The sequence below is a fragment of the Saccharothrix sp. HUAS TT1 genome (assembly GCF_040744945.1).
In the GTDB taxonomy this organism is placed as follows: Bacteria; Actinomycetota; Actinomycetes; order Mycobacteriales; family Pseudonocardiaceae; genus Actinosynnema.
On sequence record NZ_CP160453.1, the window covers coordinates 4568791 to 4588092 of the forward strand.

Consider the following 19302-nt stretch of genomic DNA (forward strand, 5'->3'; position numbering starts at 1 on the left):
GCCTTTCCGCGATCTCCATCAGCGCGCCCCCAGCTCGTCGTCGAGCGCGGCGAACAACGCGTCGTCGGAGAGTTCGTCGTCGGCGGTCACGTCGGCGGTGTCGGCCGGGCCACCGCCCTTCCACTTCCACAGCAGGTCCTCCAGCCGGGAGGTGATCTCGCGGTGCCGCGCCGGGTCGGTCGTCGCCAGCAGGGCGTCCAACCGGTCGATCTCCGCCAGCGGCGACGCCGGTTGGGCATCCGGGATCAGCAGGCCGACCAGGTGCGTGGCGAGCGCGGCCGAGTTCGGGTGGTCGAACACGAGCGTGTTCGGCAGCCGGAGCCCGGTTTCGGCGTTGAGCCGGTTGCGCAGCTCGACCGCCATCAGCGAGTCGAAGCCGAGTTCCCGGAAGCTCTGCCGCGGGTCGACCACGACGTCACCGCCGTGCCCGAGGACGGCGGCGATGCCGGTGCGGACGACCTCCAGCAGCTCCTCGTCCCGCCGCTCCGGCGACAGGGTGGCGATGCGGTCCGGCAGCGGCGTCCCGGCGCCCTCGGCGGCCACCACCGCGCGGCGGCCCGGCCTGCCCGAGCCCGGCAGCCGACCGCTGGCCATGCCGCTGAGCCTCGCGGGCAGTACGACCGGTGTCGTGGCCCCCAGCGCGGCGTCCAGCAGGGCCAACGCGGCGGAGGTCGCCATCGGGGCGATGCCGGACCGCGCGAGCCGGGCCCGGTCCTCCGCGCGCAACCCGCCCGCCATCCCGTCGCCGTCCCACAGGCCCCACGCCAGCGACCGGCCGGGCAGCCCGGCGGCGTGCCGGTGGGCCGCCAGCGCGTCCAGGAACGCGTTGGCCGCCGCGTAGTTGGCCTGCCCCGGCGTGCCCGCGGTCCCCGCGATCGAGGAGAACAGCACGAACGCGTCGAGGTCGCGGGTCAGCTCGTGCAGGTGCCACGCCGCGTCGACCTTGGGCCGCAGCACCGCGTCGAGCCGTTCGGGCGTCAGCGAGGTCAGCACGCCGTCGTCCAGCACACCGGCCAGGTGCACCACGGCGTTCAGGTCCGGCTCGGTCGCGAGCACCCGGGCCAGCGCGTCGCGGTCCGCGATGTCGCACGCGCGCAGCCGCACGTCCACCCCGGCCCCGGTGAGGTCGGCGACGAGCCGGTCGGCGTCGGGCGCGGCCGGGCCGCGACGGCTCAGCAGCAGCATCCGCCGGACGCCGTGCGCGGTCGCCAGGTGCCGGGCGACCAGGCCGCCCAGCTGACCGGTGGCGCCCGTGACCAGGACCGTGCCGGTGAGCCGCGTGCCCGGTCCGGCGGTGTGGGTGGCCAGGCGCGGCACGTGGACGCGGTCGCCGCGCACCGCGAGCTGGTGCTCGCCCCGGGCGAGGGCGGCCGTGATCGACCCGGCGGCCGGGAGTCCGCCGGCCACGTCGACCAGGACGATCCGGTCGGCGTGCTCGGCCTGCGCGCTGCGCAGCAACCCCCACACGGCCGCCGCGCCCGGCTCCGGCGCCTCCCCGGGCGACACCGCGACCCCGCCGCGGGTGAGCACGACGAGCCTGGCGGTCAGGAACACCGGCTCGGCGAGCCAGTCCTGCGCGAGCGCCAGGGCTTCGGTGACCGCGTCGCGGACGGCGGTCGTGGGGTGGCGCCAGCCCTCGGTGTCGTTGGTCGCCTCGACCAGGACGAAGTCCGGTGCCGCGGCGCCGGCGCGGACCGCCGCGGCCAACTCCGCCAAGCCGCTCCGGCCGTCGACCGTCACCCACGTCCCCCCGGAGGCCGCCGCGGTGGTGTCCAGCGGCGTCCAGTCCACCGCGAACAGGTCGCCGTCCGCCCGCCGACCGGCCAGGCGCTCGACGGGCAGCGGCCGCAGCGACAGCGCGTCGACCGTGGCCACGACCGCCCCCGACTCGTCGTCCAGCTGCAGCCGAACGGTGTTCTCGGCGCCGGTCGGCGTGATGCGCACCCGCACCGCGCCCGCGCCGGCGGCGTGCAGCGCCACCCCCTTCCAGTCGAACGGGACCCGGACCGCGCCCGCGCCGTCGACCGCCAGCGGTCGCAGGGCGGCGTCCAGCACCGCCGGGTGCAGGCCGTACCCGGCGGTGTCGCCCCCGGGGAGGCGCACCTCGGCGCAGGTGTCCTCGCCGTCCTGCCACGCGGCGACGAGCCCCTGGAACGCCGGTCCGCAGTCGATGCCCGCGTTCTCGACGCGGGTCCGGTGCTCCTCGACGTCGATCGGCCGCGCGCCGACCGGCGGCCAGGGCAGCGCCGCCGGAGCGGGCCGCGCGCCGGCGGTCAGCACACCCGTGGCGTGCTCCGTCCACCCGCCCGAACCGCCGTCCGGCGCGGTGTGCGCGGTGAACGAGTACCGGTCCGCGTCGAGCCGCCGCACGGCCAGCTGCAACCGCAGCGCGCCCCGCTCGGCCAGCACCACCGGCTCGTGCAGGGTCAGCTCGTCCACCCGGTCGCAGCCGACCGCGTCACCGGCCCGGACCGCCAGGTCGACCAGCGCCGAACCCGGCAGCACCACCAGGCCCGCGATCACGTGGTCGGCCAGCCACGGCTGCTCGGCCGGCGACAGGCTGCCGGTCCACAGCTTCCCCCCGCCGTCCGCCAGGTCGATCACCGCGCCGAGCAGCGGGTGGTCGGCGCGGTCCTGCCCGCCCGCCGCGTCCCCGCTCCCGGCGGGCGCGTCGAGCCAGTGCCGGCGGCGCTGGAAGGCGTACGTCGGCAACGCGACGGGCCGCGCGCCCGGCGCCTCCGGCCACTCGACGTCGACCCCCCGGACGTGCGCGAACGCCAGCGCGGCGGTGAACGTGCGCTCCTCGTCCCGACCCGCGCGCAGCACGGCGGCAGCCGCCAGGTCCTCGAAGGCGTTGCCGACCACCCCCGTCAGCACCGCGTCCGGCCCGAGTTCGAGGAACGTCGTCACCCCTTCGTCCCGCAACGCCCGCACGCCGTCGTGGAACCGCACGGCCGCCCGGATGTGCCCGGCCCAGTACGCGGGCGAGCACAGCTCACCCGCCTCGGCGATCCGGCCGGTCACGTTCGACACCACCGGGATCTCCGGCTCGTGGAACCTCACCGTCGAGGCGATCCGCTCGAACTCGGCCAACACGCCGTCCATGTGCGGCGAGTGGAACGCGTGGCTCACCCGCAGCCGCCGGGTCCGCACGCCCTTCGCCGCCATCCGCGCCTCCAGCTCGGCGGCGGCGTCGGCGTCACCGGAGACGACCACCGCGTCCGGGCCGTTGACGGCGGCGACGTCGAGCAGCCCGGTCAGCCCCGCCAGCTCGGCCGCCACGGCGTCCTCGTCGGCCCGGACGGCGACCATCGCGCCACCCGCCGGGGCGGCCTGCATCAACCGGCCCCGCGCCTCGACCAGCGCGCAGGCGTCCGCCAGCGACAGCACCCCGGCGGCGTGCGCCGCGGTCAGCTCGCCGATCGAGTGGCCGATCAGCCGGTCCGGGACCACGCCGTGCGCCCGGACCAGGCGGTACAGCGCCGTCTCGACCGCGAACAGCGCGGCCTGCGCGTACCGGGTCTGGTCGAGCCGGTCGTCCTCGCCGAACACGACCTCGCGCAACGGCAGGTCGAAGTGGGCGCACACCTCGTCGAACGCCGCCGCGAACACCGGGTGCCGCTCGTGGAGCCGCCGGCCCATGCCGGGGCGTTGACCGCCCTGACCGGTGAACATGAACGCCAGCAGCCCGCCGTCGGCCGAGCCCCGCACCGCCTCCGGCACGAGCCGGTCCCCGGCCACCGCGGTCAGCCCGCGCGACAACTCGTCCAGGTCCGCGCCGACGACCGCCGCGCGGTGGTCGAAGGTGGTGCGCCGCCCGGCGCTCAGGGCGAGGTCGGCCGGGCGGAGTCCGGGGTTGGCGTCGAGGTGGGCGGCCAGGCGCGCGGCCTGGTCGCGCAGCGCCCGGGGCGTCTTCGCGGAGAGCACCAGCGGCACGACTGCCGTGCCGTCCACCGGTTCGGCCGGGTCCGCCGCCGGTGGTCCTTCGAGGACGACGTGGGCGTTGGTGCCGCTGATGCCGAACGACGAGACACCGGCTCGTCGGGGCTGGGCCGTCCAGGGTCGTTCCCGGGTCAGGAGTTCGACCGCGCCGGTGGTCCAGTCGACGTGCGAGGTGGGTCGGTCGGCGTGCAGGGTGCGCGGCAGCACCCCGTGCCGCATGGCCATGACCATCTTGATGACGCCGCCGACACCGGCCGCCGCCTGTGCGTGTCCGATGTTGGACTTCAAGGACCCGAGCCAGAGCGGTGTTTCGCGGTCCTGGCCGTAGGTGGCGAGGAGGGCTTGGGCTTCGATCGGGTCGCCGAGCCGGGTCCCGGTGCCGTGCGCCTCGACGGCGTCGACGTCGCGAGCGGTCAGCCCGGCGCTGTTCAGCGCTTGGCGGATCACGCGTTCCTGGGCCGGGCCGTTGGGCGCGGTGAGTCCGTTGGACGCGCCGTCCTGGTTGATGGCGGAGCCGCGGACGACGGCGAGGACCTGGTGTCCGTTGCGCTGGGCGTCGGACAGGCGTTCCAGGAGCAGGATGCCGACGCCTTCGGCCCAACCGGTGCCGTCGGCGGAATCGGAGAACGCCTTGCACCGGCCGTCCGGTGAGAGTGCTCGCTGACGGCTGAACTCGATGAAGGTGTTGGGCGTGGACATCACGGCGACGCCACCGGCCAGCGCGAGCGAGCACTCGCCCCGTCGCAGCGACTGCGCGGCCAGGTGCAGCGCGACCAACGACGACGAGCACGCCGTGTCGACCGACACCGCCGGGCCTTCGAGGCCGAAGGTGTAGGCGATCCGGCCCGACGCGACGCTGCCGAAACTGCCGTTGGCGATGTAGCCCTCGAAACCCTCCGGAGCGGGGGACAGGCGTGAGGCGTAGTCGTTGTACATCACGCCGACGAATGCGCCGGTGTCGCTGCCGCGCAGCGATTCCGGGGCCATCCCGGCCCGTTCGAACGCCTCCCACGTCGTCTCCAGCAGCAGGCGTTGCTGCGGGTCCATCGCCGACGCCTCGCGCGGGCTGATCCCGAAGAACTCCGCGTCGAACGTGTCGGCGTCGTGCAGGAAGCCGCCGCCCCGGCAGTACGTCGTCCCGGTGCGGCCCGGGTCGGGGTCGTACAGCCCGGCCAGGTCCCAGCCCCGGTTCCCCGGGAACCCGCCGACCACGTCCGCGCCCGACGCCACCAGCCGCCACAGGTCGTCGGGCGAGGTGACGCTGCCGGGGTAGCGGCAGCTCATCGCCACGATGGCGATCGGCTCGTCGGTCGGCGTCGACGCGCGGGCGGGCGCGGTGGCCGTCCGTTCGCCGAGCACCCGCTCCTCGATGAAGTCGGCGACGGCCCTCGGCGTCGGGTGGTCGAAGACCAGCGTCGCGGGCAGCAGCACGCCGGTCGCTGCGCCCAGCTGGTTGCGCAGCTCCACCGACATCAGCGAGTCGAAACCGGAGTCCTTGAAGCTGCGCGTGACGTCGACCTCCGTGGCCGCCGCGTGCCCGAGCACCGTGACCGCGGTGACCCGGACCAGGTCGGTGATCGCCGCCCGGCGTTCGTCGGCGGGCAGCGCGGCCACCCGACGCGCCCACGACGTGTCGTCGCGCGCCGCGCGGGCCGGCTTCCGGACGAGGCCGCGGAGCACGGCCGGGACCACCGCGCCGTGGCCGCGCAGCGACGCCAGGTCCAGCTTGGCCGGGACGACGGTGGCCCGGTCGACGGCGCGCGCCGCGTCGAACAGCCGGATGCCCTCCTCGGACGTGAGCGGCGCGATGCCGCCCCGGCTCATCCGCGCCAGGTCGGCTCGGCCCAGGTGCCCGGTCATGCCGGTCGACTCGGCCCACAGGCCCCAGGCGAGCGAGGACGCGGGCAGCCCGTGCGCCCGGCGGTGCTGCGCGAGCCCGTCCAGGAACCCGTTGGCGGCCGTGTAGTTGCCCTGTCCCGCGTTGCCGAGGGTGGCGGTGACCGAGGAGAACAGGATGAACGCGTCGAGGTCGAGGTGTCGGGTGAGTTCGTGCAGGTTCCAGGCCCCGTCGACCTTGGGTCGGAGGACGGTGTCGAGCCGGTCGGGGGTGAGGGTGGTGGTGGTCGTGTCGTCCAGGATTCCGGCGGTGTGGATGACGGCGGTGGGTTGGTGTTGGTCGATGACGTGGGCGAGGGCGTCGCGGTCGGCGACGTCGCAGGCGGCGAAGTGGGCGGTGGCGCCGAGGTCGGCCAGCTCGGTTTCGAGTTCGGGGTTTCTGCTGCGGCTGAGCAGCACGAGGTTCCGCACGCCGTGCTCTGCCACGAGGTGGCGGGCGATCAGCGCTCCCAGGCTGCCGCTGGCGCCGGTGATCAGCACGGGACCGTCCGCGTCCCAAGTGGACTCGCCTCCGCTGATCCGGTTGAGGCGCGGGACGAACAGCGCGCCGTCGCGCAACGCCAGCTGCGGCTCGTCACCGGACACGGCGTGCCGCGCCGCCTGCTCGACGGCGTCCGGCCGGTCCACGTCCAGCAGCACGAACCGGTCGGGCTCCTCGGCCTGGACCGACTTGACCAGCCCCCAGACGGAGGCGGCGGCCAGGTCCGGCACGTCGTCGTCGGGCCGCACGGCCACCGCGCCCGTGGTCGCCACGACCAAGCGCGAGGACGCGAACTCCTCACCCCGCAACCACTTCCGGACCTGGGCGAGCACGTGGTGCGCCGTTGCCCGCACGGCGGTGGGCACGTCGTGCTGCCCGGCGGACGACACGTCGAGCACCACGACGTCGGGCACGTCGGCCAACGCGTCCAGGTCGGTGACGACCGCGCACGAGAGCCGCGAACCGTCGACCGGAGCCGTCCCCACCCACTCCACCGCGTACAGCGGGTCGGCGGTCAGGGCACCGGCCGCGACTCGGCGCAGCGCCAGCGAGCCCACCGACACGACCGGTTGCCCCTCGGTGTCGGTCGCCTCGAACGTGAACGCGTCCGCGCCGGTGTGGGTGAGCCGGACCCGCAGGCGGGTGGCGTCGGTCCGGTGCAGCCGGACCCCCGACCAGGTGAACGGCAGCCGGGTCGCGTCGGCCGGGAGCAGCCCCGCGTGCAGGGCGGCGTCCAGCAGCGCGGGGTGGATGCCGAACCCGGTCGCGGCCTGGTCGGCGGGCAGCGACACCTCGGCGTGCACCCGGTCGCCCGACCGCCACGCCCCTACCACGCCCTGGAACACGGGGCCGTAGTCGTAGCCCCGCTCGGCCAGCGCGTCGTACAGCTCGTCCACGTCGACCGGCTCGGCGTCGACCGGCGGCCACGGGCCGGACGCGACCGGGGCACCTGCCGACGCGGGCGCCACCGCGCCACTGGCGTGCCGGGTCCAGTCCTGGTCACGACGGGAGTGCACGGCCACCGCCCGCCGACCCGAGTCGTCCGGCGCTTCGAGGACCACCTGCAACGGCACCTCGCCGTCGCCGAGCAGGAGCGGTTCCTCCAGGGTCAGCTCGGCCAGCTCGGCACAGCCCACCTCGGCGCCCGCCCTCAGGACCAGGTCGACGAACGCGGTGCCGGGCAGCAGCACGACCCCGCCCACGGCGTGGTCGCGCAACCACGGCAGGTCCGCCAACGACACCCTGCCGGTCAGCACGGTCGTGCCCGACCCGGCCACCGCGACCGCCGCGCCCAGCAGCGGGTGGTCGACGCCGGTCAGCCCGGCGGCCGACACGTCACCGGTCGACGTGACCGGCGTCAGCCAGAAGCGCTCGCGCTGGAAGGCGTAGGTCGGCAGCTCGACCCGTTCGGCGGCGGGCAGCAGCGACTCCCACGCCACCGCGACCCCGTTCGCGTGCGCCCGCGCCAGTGACAGCAGCAGCCGGTCCGGGCCGCCCTCGTCGCGGCGCAGCGACGGCACCACGACCGCCGGGACGCCTGCGGCCTCGAACGTCTCGCCCAGCCCCACCGCGAGCACGGGGTGCGGGCTGGACTCCACGAAGGTGCGGAAACCACCGGCCAGCAGCGCCCGGGTGGTCTTCTCCAGCTCCACGGGTTGTCGCAGGTTGCGGTACCAGTAGTCGGCGTCGAGCTCGGTGGTGTCGAGTCGGTCGCCGGTGACGGTGGAGTAGAAGGCGATCCCGGAGTCGCGTGGTGAGACTTCGGCCAGTGATTCCAGCAGTTTTTCGCGCAGTTGTTCGACTTGCGCCGAGTGGGAGGCGTAGTCGACGGCGATTCGGCGGGTTCGGACGTCGTGCAGGTTGTCCAGGAATTCTTCCAACGCGGCGGTCGCCCCGGAGACCACGGTTGAGGCGGGTCCGTTGACGGCGGCGATGGCGATTTCGCGGTCACGGACGAGGGCCCGGACTTCGTCGGCCGGGAGCGCTACGGAGGCCATGCCGCCTGCGCCGGCCAACGTCGTGATGGCCTGGCTGCGCAGTGCCGCGACCCGTGCGCCGTCGTCCAGGGACAGTGCGCCTGCGACGCAGGCAGCGGCGATCTCGCCTTGGGAGTGGCCCATCACCGCATCGGGAACCACACCGTGAGACCGCCACACTTCGGCCAGGGAGACCATGACGGCCCAGAGGGCGGGTTGGACGACGTCGACCGGTTCCAGGTCGCCGTCGTTGAGCAGGACGTCGAGCAGGTCCCAGTCCACGTACGGGGCCAGTGCTTTGGCGCATTCGGTGAGCCGGTCGCGGAACACGGTGGAGGTGTCCCACAGGCCGCGTGCCATCCCGATCCACTGCGAACCCTGACCGGGGAACACGAACACCGTCTTGCCCTTGGTCGCGGTTCCTCGGACCACGAGGGGATCGGATTCGTCACGGGCCAGCGCGTCAAGGCCACGCCGTCCCAGCACGACCGCCCGGTGGTCGAAAGCGGTGCGGTTCAGGGTGCTCAGGGCGATGTCGGCCGGGTGAAGTCCGGGGTTGGCGTCGAGGTGGGCGACCAGGCGTGCGGCTTGGTCGCGGAGCGCTCGGGGTGTCTTCGCGGACAGGACCCAGGGGGCGGTTCCCGCGCTGTCCGTCCGCTCGGCCACCTCGACCGCCGGTGGTTCTTCGAGGATGACGTGGGCGTTGGTGCCGCTGATGCCGAACGACGACACGGCGGCTCGTCGGAGTGGAGACGCCCAAGGCTGAGCCCGGGTCAGGAGTTCGACCGCGCCGGTCGACCAGTCGACCCGGGTCGACGGCTGGTCGACGTGCAGCGTGCGCGGCAGCACCCCGTGCCGCATGGCCATGACCATCTTGATGACGCCACCGATGCCGGCTGCCGCCTGCGCGTGCCCGATGTTGGACTTCAGCGACCCCAGCCAGAGGGGTGTTTCGCGGTCTTGTCCGTAGGTGGCCAACAACGCCTGGGCTTCGATCGGGTCGCCCAACCTCGTCCCGGTGCCGTGCGCCTCGACGGCGTCGACGTCGCGGGCGGTCAGCCCGGCGCTGTTCAGCGCTTGGCGGATCACGCGTTCTTGCGACGGCCCGTTGGGCGCGGTGAGTCCGTTGGACGCGCCGTCCTGGTTGATGGCCGAACCCCGGATGACGGCGAGCACCCGGTGTCCGTTGCGCTGGGCGTCGGACAGGCGTTCCAGCAGCAGGACGCCGACGCCTTCGGCCCAACCGGTGCCGTCGGCGGAGTCCGAGAACGCCTTGCAGCGGCCGTCCGGTGAAAGCCCGCGCTGACGGCTGAACTCGATGAACATCCCCGGTGTCGACATGACGGTCGCGCCGCCGGCCAGTGCCAGCGAGCACTCGCCGTTGCGCAGCGACTGGACGGCCAGGTGCAGCGCGACCAGTGACGACGAGCAGGCCGTGTCCACCGAGACCGCCGGGCCTTCGAGGCCGAACGTGTAGGCGATGCGACCGGAGGCGACGCTGGGCGTCGTGCCGGTGAGCAGGTAGCCCTCGGAACCGTCGGCGCGCTCGTGCAGGCGCGGGCCGTAGTCCGGTGCGGTCGTGCCCACGAAGACGCCGGTTCGGCTGCCGGGCAGCGAGTCCGCCCGGATGCCGGCGCGTTCGAACGCCTCCCACGCGGTTTCCAGCAGCAGGCGCTGCTGCGGGTCCATGGCCAGCGCCTCGCGCGGGCTGATCCCGAAGAACTCGGCGTCGAAGGCGTCCACGCCGCCGAGGAAGCCGCCGTGCCGGCTGTAGGTCTTGCCGGGCACGTCCGGGCTGGGGTCGTAGAGGCCGTCGACGTCCCAACCCCGGTCGGTGGGCAGTTCGGAGATGACGTCCGCGCCGGAGGCCACCAGCCGCCACAGGTCGTCGGGCGAGGTGACGCCGCCGGGGTAGCGGCAGCTCATCGCCACGATCGCCACCGGCTCGCCGTGCGCGGCGACGTGCGGGACCTCCTGATGGCGGTCGCGGTCACCCAGCAGTTCGGCGACGAGGCGCTTCGCGAGCGCCACCGGTGTCGGGTGGTCGTAGACCAGTGAGCCGGGCAGCGCGATGCCGGTCTCGGTGGCCAGCCGGGCGGCGAGCTCGACGGACGTGATCGAGGTGTGGCCGAGCGCCTTGAACGACGAGGTCGGGTCGATCTCGTCGCTGTCGTGCTCCAGCACCTCGGCGCTGTGCCTGGCGATGACGTCCACGACCAGGGCGGTGCGGTCGTCGTCGGTCAGCGGGCGCAACCGCTGCGCCAGACCGCTGGGTTCCGGCGCCTCCTCGTGCGCTTCGGCGGCGGTCGCGTCGAGCCAGAACCGCCTGCGCTGGAACGCGTAGGTCGGCAGCGGGACGCGGTTCGGGCCGCCGGGGGCGAAGAACGCGTCCCAGTCGACGTCGACACCGGCCGAGTGCGCGGTGGCGAGCGCGGTGACCAGGGTGTCCTCCTCGCCGCGCCCGGCCCGCAGCAGGGCGGCCGTCGTCACCGCCGGGCCCTCGACCAGGCCGGTGAGGACGGGGTCGGGGCCGAGTTCGAGGAAGGTGGTGACCCCCTGGTCGAGGAGCGTGCGGATGCCGTCGTGGAAGCGGACGGTGGCGCGGACGTGCCGTGCCCAGTAGGCCGGTGCGCGGAGGTCGGTGAGCCGCCCGGTGACGTTGGAGACGACCGGCGTGGTCGGCTCGTGGTAGGTGACGGTGGCGGCGACGCGTTCGAACTCCGCGAGCACGTCGTCCATGTGGTGCGAGTGGAAGGCGTGGCCGACGCGCAGTCGCTTGACGCGGGCGCCCCGTTCCCGGAGCCGGTCGGCGAGTTCGGCGAGGGCGTCGGCGTCGCCGGAGAGGACGACGGAGTCGGGTCCGTTGACGGCGGCGAGGGCGACGCGGTCGTCCAGGTGGGGCAGGACGTCGGCCTCGGTGGCGCGGACGGCGAGCATGGCGCCGCCGGTGGGCGCCGCCTGCATGAGCGCGGCGCGCGCGGTGACGAGGCGGCAGGCGTCCGGGAGGGTCAGGATGCCGGCGACGTGGGCGGCGGTCAGTTCGCCGATGGAGTGGCCGACGAGGTAGTCGGGGCGCAGGCCGAAGGAGTCGAGGAGCCGGTGCAGGGCGGTCTCGACGGCGAACAGCGCGGGTTGGGTGAACTCGGTGCGGTCGAGGCGTTCGGGGTCGCCGTGGAGCACGTCGCGCAACGCCGGGTCGAGGTGGGCGCAGACCTCGTCGAACGCGGCGGCGAAGACGGGGAACGCGGCGTGCAGCTCCCGCCCCATGCCCAACCGCTGGCTGCCCTGACCGGTGAACAGGAAGGCGAGCCGGCCCTCCTTCGCCCGGCCGCGCACGGTGCCCGCGCCGGCTTCGCCGTCGGCGATGGCGTCGAGGCCGCGCAGCAGCGAGGTCCGGTCACCGCCGACCACCGCCGCGCGGTGCTCGAAGGCCGTGCGGCTGGTGGCGAGCGAGAAGCCGACGTCCACCGGCTCCAGCTCCGGGCGGGAGGCGATCGACTCGCGCAGCCGGGCGGCCTGCTCGCGCAGCGCGGCCCCGGTCCGACCGGACAGCACCCACGGCACCGCGTTCGGGGTCGCGGCCCGCGCACCCGCCGCCTTCGCGGGCGGCTCGGCCAGCACGACGTGGCAGTTCGTCCCGCCCATGCCGAACGACGAGACCCCCGCCACCAACCGCTCCGCCGGGCGCGGCCACCCGCTCAACCCGGTCTGCACCCGCAGCCCGAGCCGGTCGAGCGGGATGTCCGGGTGCGGTTCGGCGAAGTTCAGGCTCGGCGGGATCTCCCGGCGCCGCACGCTCAGCGCCGCCTTGATCAGGCCGACGACGCCCGCCGCGCCTTCGAGGTGGCCGACGTTGGTCTTCGCCGAACCGACGACCAGCGGTTCCGCCCGCTCCGCGCCGATCGCCGCACCCAGCGCGGCGGCTTCGACCGGGTCGCCGAGCCTGGTCCCGGTGCCGTGCAGCTCCACGTAGCCGACCTCGGCCGGTGTCACGCCCGCGTCGCGGTGGGCGAGTCGGATCACGTCCTCCTGCGCGTCGCGATCGGGCGCGGTGAGGCTGCGACCGCCGCCGTCGTTGTTGACCGCGCCGCCGAGGACCACGCACGTGATGTCGTCGCCGTCGGCCTCGGCGTCCGCGAGCCGCTTGAGCACGACCAGGCCGCCGCCCTCGCCGCGCACGTACCCGTTGGCCCGTGCGTCGAACACGTAGGCCCGGCTGTCGGGGGAGAGCGCGCCGAACTTCGCGACGCCGATCGTGCTCTCCGGCGCCAGCACGAGGTTCACCCCGCCCGCCAGGGCGAGCGCCGAGTCACCCCGGCGCAGGCTCTCGCACGCCTGGTGCACCGCCACCAGCGCCGACGACTGCCCGGTGTCCACGACCAGGCTCCGCCCGCGCAGGCCGAGCGCGTACGACACCCGGTTGGCGATGACGCCCCGGCTCAGGCCGGTCGACGTGTGCGCGCCGACGCTCGCCGGCCCGGCCCGGTGCGACAGGGCGGCGTAGTCGTCCAGCATCGCGCCGACGAACACGCCCGTGCGCGTGCCGCGCAACCGCTCGGGCACGATGCCCGCGTCCTCCAGCGCCTCCCACGCCAGCTCCAGCACGAGGCGTTGCTGCGGGTCCATCGCGTTCGCCTCGCGCGGCGGGATGCCGAAGAACGCCGCGTCGAACCGGTCGACGTGGTCGAGGAAACCGCCCTGCCGGGGGCACTGGACGGTCGGGTCGAGGTCGCGCAGCCGGTCGGCGTCCCAGCGGTCGGCCGGCACGTCGCGGATCGCGTGCTCGCCCCGGCGCAGCAGCCGCCAGAACGCCTCCGGGTCCGCCGCGCCGGGGAACCGGCAGGACAGGCCGACGACCGCGATCGTCGTTGCGGGGTCATGTGCCTTCGCCATGCGGGGTCCTCACCTCGCGGTGACGAGCGAATCCAGGTAGCTCGCCATCGCGTCGAAAGTCGGGTGGTCGTACACGAGCGCGGCGGGCAGGTCGACGCCCACCGCGCGAGCGGCCTTGTTGCGCAGGTCCACCGCCATGAGCGAGGTGAACCCCAGCTCGGGCAGCGGTGTGCCCGTCGGGACCTCGGCCGCGGACTCCAGTCCCATCACCTCGGCCGCGAGGTCCAGCAGGAGGGCGAGCAGCGCCGCCCTCCGGTCCGCCTCCGGCACGTCGGCGAGCCCGGCCGCCGGTTCCTCGGGCCGCTCGGGCCGCTCCGGTTTCGCCGGCCGCGCGGGCGCCACCGCGTCCAGCCAGTACACCCGGCGCTGGAAGGCGTAGGTGGGCAGCTCCACCGTCCGCCCGGCGGACGCCGCCGACCAGTCGACCGCGCCGCCGCGCACGTGCAGCCGCGCCAACGCGGTCAGCGCCGCGAGCACGTCGGGCCGGTCGCGCCGCGCCGTCGCGACGACCTCGGCGCTCGTGCCGCCCAGGCACTCCGCCACCATCGGCGCGAGCACGCTGTCCGCGCCCACCTCCACGAACGTCCGCACGCCCCGCTCGCGCAGCCGGTCGACGGCGGCGGCGAAGCGCACCGGCTGCCGGACGTGCCGCACCCAGTGGTCGGGGCTGGTGACGTCCCCGGCCACCACCGGCAGCTCCGGCTGGTGGTAGGTGACGTCCTCGGCGACGCGGCGGAACGCGTCGAGCACCGGGTCCATGTGCGACGAGTGGAACGCGTGGCTCACCACCAGCCGCCTGGTCCGCCTGCCGCGCTCCCGCCACCGCTCGCCGAACGCGGCGACGGCGTCGGCGTCCCCGGAGACCACGACCGACGACGGGCCGTTCACGGCCGCGAGGTCGATCCGCCCGGTGAGCAGCGGCAGCACCTCGTCCTCGGACGCCTGCACGGCGAGCATCGCGCCGCCCGCGGGCGCGGCCTGCATGAGCCGGCCGCGCGCGGCGACCAGCCGGCACGCGTCGGCCAGCGAGAACACGCCCGCCACGTGCGCGGCGACCAGTTCGCCGATCGAGTGGCCGCCGACGAAGTCGGGCGTCACGCCGAACCGCTCCAGCAGCCGGTGCGTGGCGACGCCCACCGCGAAGACGGCGGGCTGGGCGAACTCGGTGCGGTCGACCCGGTCGTCGGCGACGGCCTCCCGCAACGGCGCCGGGAGGTGCGGGTCGAGGTGCGCGCACACCTCGTCGAACGCCGCCGCGAACGCCGGGAACGCGCGGTGCAGCCGCTCGCCCATCCCCGGCCGCTGCGAGCCCTGGCCGGAGAACAGGAACGCCACCGGCGCCTTCGCGCCCGGATCGGGCGCGCCCCGCACGACCTGCGGCGCGCTGCCGCCCCCGGCCAGCTCCTCCAGCCCCCGGAGGACCTGCCCGCGATCGTCACCCAGCACGACGGCGCGGTGCTCGAAGGCGGTCCGGCCGGTGGCGAGCGTGTGCGCGACGTCGGCGAGCGGGACGTCCGGGTTCGCCTCCAGGTGGGCCAGCAGCCGCGTGGCCTGCTCGCGCAGCGCCTTCGGCGTCCGGCCGGCGACCGGCAGCGCCACCACGCCGTCGGCCCCGGACGTGGTCGCCTCCTCGGGCGCGGCCTCCTCCACGATCAGGTGGGCGTTGGTGCCGCTGATCCCGAACGACGACACGCCGACCCGGCGCGGCCGGTCGGACCGGGGCCACCCGACCGGTTCCCGCAGCAGCTCGACGGGGCTGCCCGCCCAGTCGACGTGCGGTGTCGGCTCGACCACGTGCAACGTGCGCGGCAGCACGCCGTGCCGCAGCGCCTGCACCGACTTGATCACCCCGCCGACACCGGCGGCGGCCTGCGCGTGGCCGATGTTCGACTTCAGCGTGCCCAGCCACAGCGGCCGGTCGCGGTCGCGCCCGTAGACGGCCTGGAGGGCGCGCGCCTCGATCGGGTCGCCCAGCGTCGTGCCGGTGCCGTGCGCCTCGACGGCGTCGACGTCGGCCGGGGTCAGCCGGGCGTCGCCGAGCGCGTCGAGGATGACCCGCTCCTGCGCCGGACCGCTCGGCGCGGTCAACCCGCTGCTGGCGCCGTCCTGGTTCACCGCGCTGCCCCGGATGACGGCGAGCACCCGCCGCCCGGCCCGGCGCGCGTCGGAGAGCCGTTCCAGCAGCAGCAGGCCGACGCCCTCGGCCCAGCCCGCGCCGTCGGCGGTGGCGGAGAACGACTTGCACCGACCGTCCGGCGCGAGGCCGCGCTGCCGGGCGAACTCCACGAACACGCCGGGCGTCGCCATCACCGTGACGCCGCCGGCCAGCGCCAGCGAGCACTCGTCGCGCCGCAGCGCCGCGCACGCCAGGTGCAGCGCGACCAGCGACGACGAGCACGCGGTGTCCACGGTGATCGCCGGACCCCGCAGGCCGAGCGAGTAGGAGACCCGGCCGGACGCGACGCTCGGCGCGCTGCCGCTGCCCAGGTAGCCCTCGAAGCCGGGCGGCGGCGGTCGCAGCCGCGAGCCGTAGTCGTTGTACATGACGCCGGCGAACACGCCGGTCCGGCTGCCGCGCAACCGCCGCGGGTCGATGCCCGCCCGTTCGACGGCCTGCCACGAGTGCTCCAGCAGCAGCCGCTGCTGCGGGTCGATGCTCAACGCCTCGCGGGGCGTGATGCCGAACAGCCCGGCGTCGAACGCGGCGAACCCGGACAGGAAGCCGCCTTCCTCCGTGTAGCAGGCGCCCTCCCGGTCGGGGTCGGCGTCGAACAACCCGTCCAGGTCCCAGCCGCGGTCGGCGGGGAACCCGGACACCGCGTCACCGCCCGCCTCGACCAGCCGCCACAGGTCGTCCGGCGACTCGACGCCGCCGGGGTAGGCGCAGCTCATGCCCACGATCGCGATCGGCTCGTGCAGGCGGTCCTCCACCTCGCGCAGGCGTTGTCGCGCCGCGCCGAGTTCGAGGGTCACCCGCTTGAGGTAGTCGAGCAGCTTGGCGTCCTCGCCTGCCATGGGGGTTCCCTCCCTCATCCGACGGCCCGGCGCAGGCGGGTGGCCAGCCGGGCGGGCGTCGGGTTGGCGAACAGCTCCGCGAGCGGGAGCCCGGCGCCGAACGAGTCCTCCACGCGCTGCATCAGCCGCACGCCGAGCAGCGACTGGCCGCCGTGCGCGAAGAAGTTGCTGTGCGCGTCGACGTCGGCGCGGTCGAGCAGGTCCCGCCACAGCCGGACGAGCCCGGCGACCAGTTCGTCGCCGAGGTGGTCGTCCGGGAGCGCCCGGGTGGGGCGGTCGGCGCGGCGCAGCGCCTGGTGGTCGACCTTGTGGTTGGCGGTGAGGGGGAGCGCGTCGAGGAGCACGAAGTCCTGCGGCACGGCGGCGCGGGGGAGGAGGCGGGAGGCGTGCTCCCACAGGCGGTCGACCAGACCGCCGCTCTCGTCGGCTTCGCCCGACGCCTGCTCGCCGTTCTCGTCGGCCACGACGAACGCCCGCAGCACCTGTTCCCCCTCCTCCTCGACCACCACGACGGCGGCGGCGCGGACGGACGGGTGGCCGGTCAGCGCCGCCTCGACCTCGTCCAGCTCGACCCGGTTGCCGCGCACCTTCACCTGCCGGTCCAACCGGCCGTGCAGCGCGATCCCGCCGTCCGGCAGCCAGCTCGCCAGGTCGCCGGTGCGGTAGAACCGGCCGTGCGCCGGGTGCGTGCCGAACCGCTCGGCGGTCAGCTCCGGCCGACCCCGGTAGCCCGCCGACACCCCCGCGCCCGCGATGCACAACTCGCCCACCACCCCGATGGGCAGCTCCCGCCCCTCCGGGTCCACGACGAACGCCGTGGTGTTGAAGATCGGCCTGCCGACGTCGACCGCCGCCGCGTCGGGCGGCACCAGGCGCATGGTGGAGCAGATCGTCGTCTCGGACGGCCCGTAGGCGTTGCGCAGCTCGCACCCCGCGGCCGTCAGCCGCCTGGCGACGGCGAGCGGCAGGGGTTCGCCGCCGGCGACGACCCGCAGGCCGCGCAGCCGGTCGCCGACCCGCTCGACCGCCGTCCGCCACGTCGTCGGGGTCGCCTGGACGATGCCGACGCCGTGCGCCTCCACCAGGTCGGCCAGCACCAGGGGATCGGTGCGGGCGGCGTCCGGCGCGACGACGATCCGGCCACCGGACACCAGCGGCAGGAACAGCTCGATCCCGGACGGGTCGAACGTGAACGGCACCAGCCACAGCGTCGCGTCGGCCGGACCGGCGCCCAGCTCGTGCACGTGGTGCTGCACGACGTTGGCCTCACCGCGATGGGTGATCACGGTGCCCTTCGGCGCGCCGGTGGACCCGGAGGTGTAGATCAGCAGGGCGGGCTCGTCGGGATCGGTGACCGGCTCGTCCACGACGACCTCCCCGGCTCCGGCCACGACCGGCGGCATCGCGCGGACCACGACGTCCGGGTCCGCCGGCACGTCCACGCCCGGCGCGGCCAGCACGGTCCGCGCCCCGGAGTCGCGCAGCACGTCCGCCGTGCGTCGGCGCGGGTGGTCGGGGTCCAGCGGCAGGTAGGCGCACCCGGCGAGCCACACGCCGATCGCGGCGGCGGCCAGCTCCGGGCCGCGCGGACCGGCGAGCGCGACGACGTCGCCCGGCCGCGCCCCCGCGCCCCGCACGACGTCGCCGACCGCGACGGCGGCCCGCCACAACGCCGCGTAGGTGACCCGCCGGTCGCCGTCCACCACGGCCACCGCGCCCGGTGTCGCCCGGACCTGCCGGGCTATCGCCTGCGGCAGCGCCGGGTGCGGCAGGTCGCGCGCGGTGTCGTTGGCGGCCTCGATGACCGCCACGTCCTCGGGACCGAACAGCGGCAGTTCGCCGACCGGCCGGTCCGGGTCCTCGCCGAGCCCGGCGAGCAGCGCGTCGTAACGCTGCAACAGCAACCGCACGTCGGTCGCGCTCAACACCTCGGTGGAGTGGGCGCCCCTGATCCGGATGCCGTCCCGCGCCGAGACGAAGAAGAACTCCAGGTCGAGCTTGCTGCACCCGTTCTCGAAGAACAGCCGGCGGGCGGGCGTGCCGTCGATCTCGAACGACTCCTCGCCCACGTCCGGCACGTAGTTGAAGCCGTGCCGGAACACCGTGTCGCGCCACGTGTCGCGCCGGTGGCCGACCTCCGACAGCAACGCGTCCACCGGCACGTCCGCGTGCGCGATGGCGCCCAGGAACGTTTCCCGCGCCGCCGCGACCAGCGGCCGGAACCCGTCGGCCAGGTCGACCCGCACCCGCAGCGGCAACGTGGTGACGTGGTAGCCGATCGCCCGCGGCGCCCGCGGGCCGCGCACGTCCACGGGTGAGCCGACGACCAGGTCCGGCCCCGCGCCGTGGCGGGCGAGCAGCAGGTAGTACGCGGCCAGCAGCACGACCGCCTCGGGCGCGCGCAGCTCGGTCCGCAACGCCCGCACCGCCCGGACCGCCCGCGGGGACAGCTCGTGGAACGCGGAGTCGCCGGCCAGCGTCGGCCGCGCGACGTCCGGCGTGCCGCAGGAGAGCCGCAGCCCGTCGGGGTCGAACCCGCGCAGCCGCTCCCGCCAGTACGCCGGCCCGGCGTCGTCCGAGGCCGGGACCGGCGACGCGGGCCGCACCCCCGGCGGCTCCAGCCCCTCGGACACCAGCCCGTAGGTCTCGATCAGCTCGTCGAGCAGGATCGCGCCCGAGATCGTGTCGAAGACGAGGTGGTGCACCACCAGGCACAGCACGTCGGACCGCTCGCCGCGGAAGAGGACCGCGCGCAGCAGCGGCGAGCCGTCGAACGCGAACGGCCGCGCGATGAGCGCCTCGGCCTGCGCGTCGACCTCCGACCGGGCCAGCTCGCGGACCTCGACCGGGAGCACCGGCACGTCGGCCGGCAGGGTCCGCTTGACCAGGCCGAAGTCGGCCGCGTGGAACACCGTGCGCAGCACCTCGTGCCGGGCGGTGAGGACGTCGAGCGCCCGCTGCAGCTCCCACTCGCCCAGCCGGCCCGCCACCTCGAACACGACGGACAGGTTGTTGGCGCCGCTGCCCGGGGCCAGCTGCTCCAGCAGCCAGAGCGCCTGTTCCTTGCGGGACGCGGGGGTCAGCGTCGTGGTGGTCATC

At 75.1% G+C, this 19302-nt stretch carries 3 protein-coding genes; all 3 read right to left on the reverse strand.

The genetic code is table 11. From position 1 onward, the window contains the following. Positions 1-18 precede the first annotated feature (18 nt). Genes AB0F89_RS21935 through AB0F89_RS21945 form a run of 3 tightly spaced genes read right to left on the reverse strand, consistent with a single transcriptional unit; the run spans position 19 to position 19301 of the window. Positions 19-13188 carry an SDR family NAD(P)-dependent oxidoreductase gene (locus AB0F89_RS21935; RefSeq protein ID WP_367127397.1) on the reverse strand — a complete coding sequence of 4390 codons (13170 nt, stop codon included), beginning with the start codon at positions 13186-13188 and terminating at the stop codon, positions 19-21. 9 nt (positions 13189-13197) lie between these two features. Beyond that, positions 13198-16203, reverse strand: coding sequence for a type I polyketide synthase (locus AB0F89_RS21940; protein WP_367127398.1), 3006 nt, complete (start codon positions 16201-16203; stop codon positions 13198-13200). 14 nt (positions 16204-16217) lie between these two features. After that, the gene (locus tag AB0F89_RS21945; RefSeq protein ID WP_367127399.1) at positions 16218-19301 is read right to left on the reverse strand and encodes an amino acid adenylation domain-containing protein; all 3084 of its coding nucleotides are present in this window, start codon (positions 19299-19301) and stop codon (positions 16218-16220) included. Position 19302 lies beyond the last annotated feature (1 nt).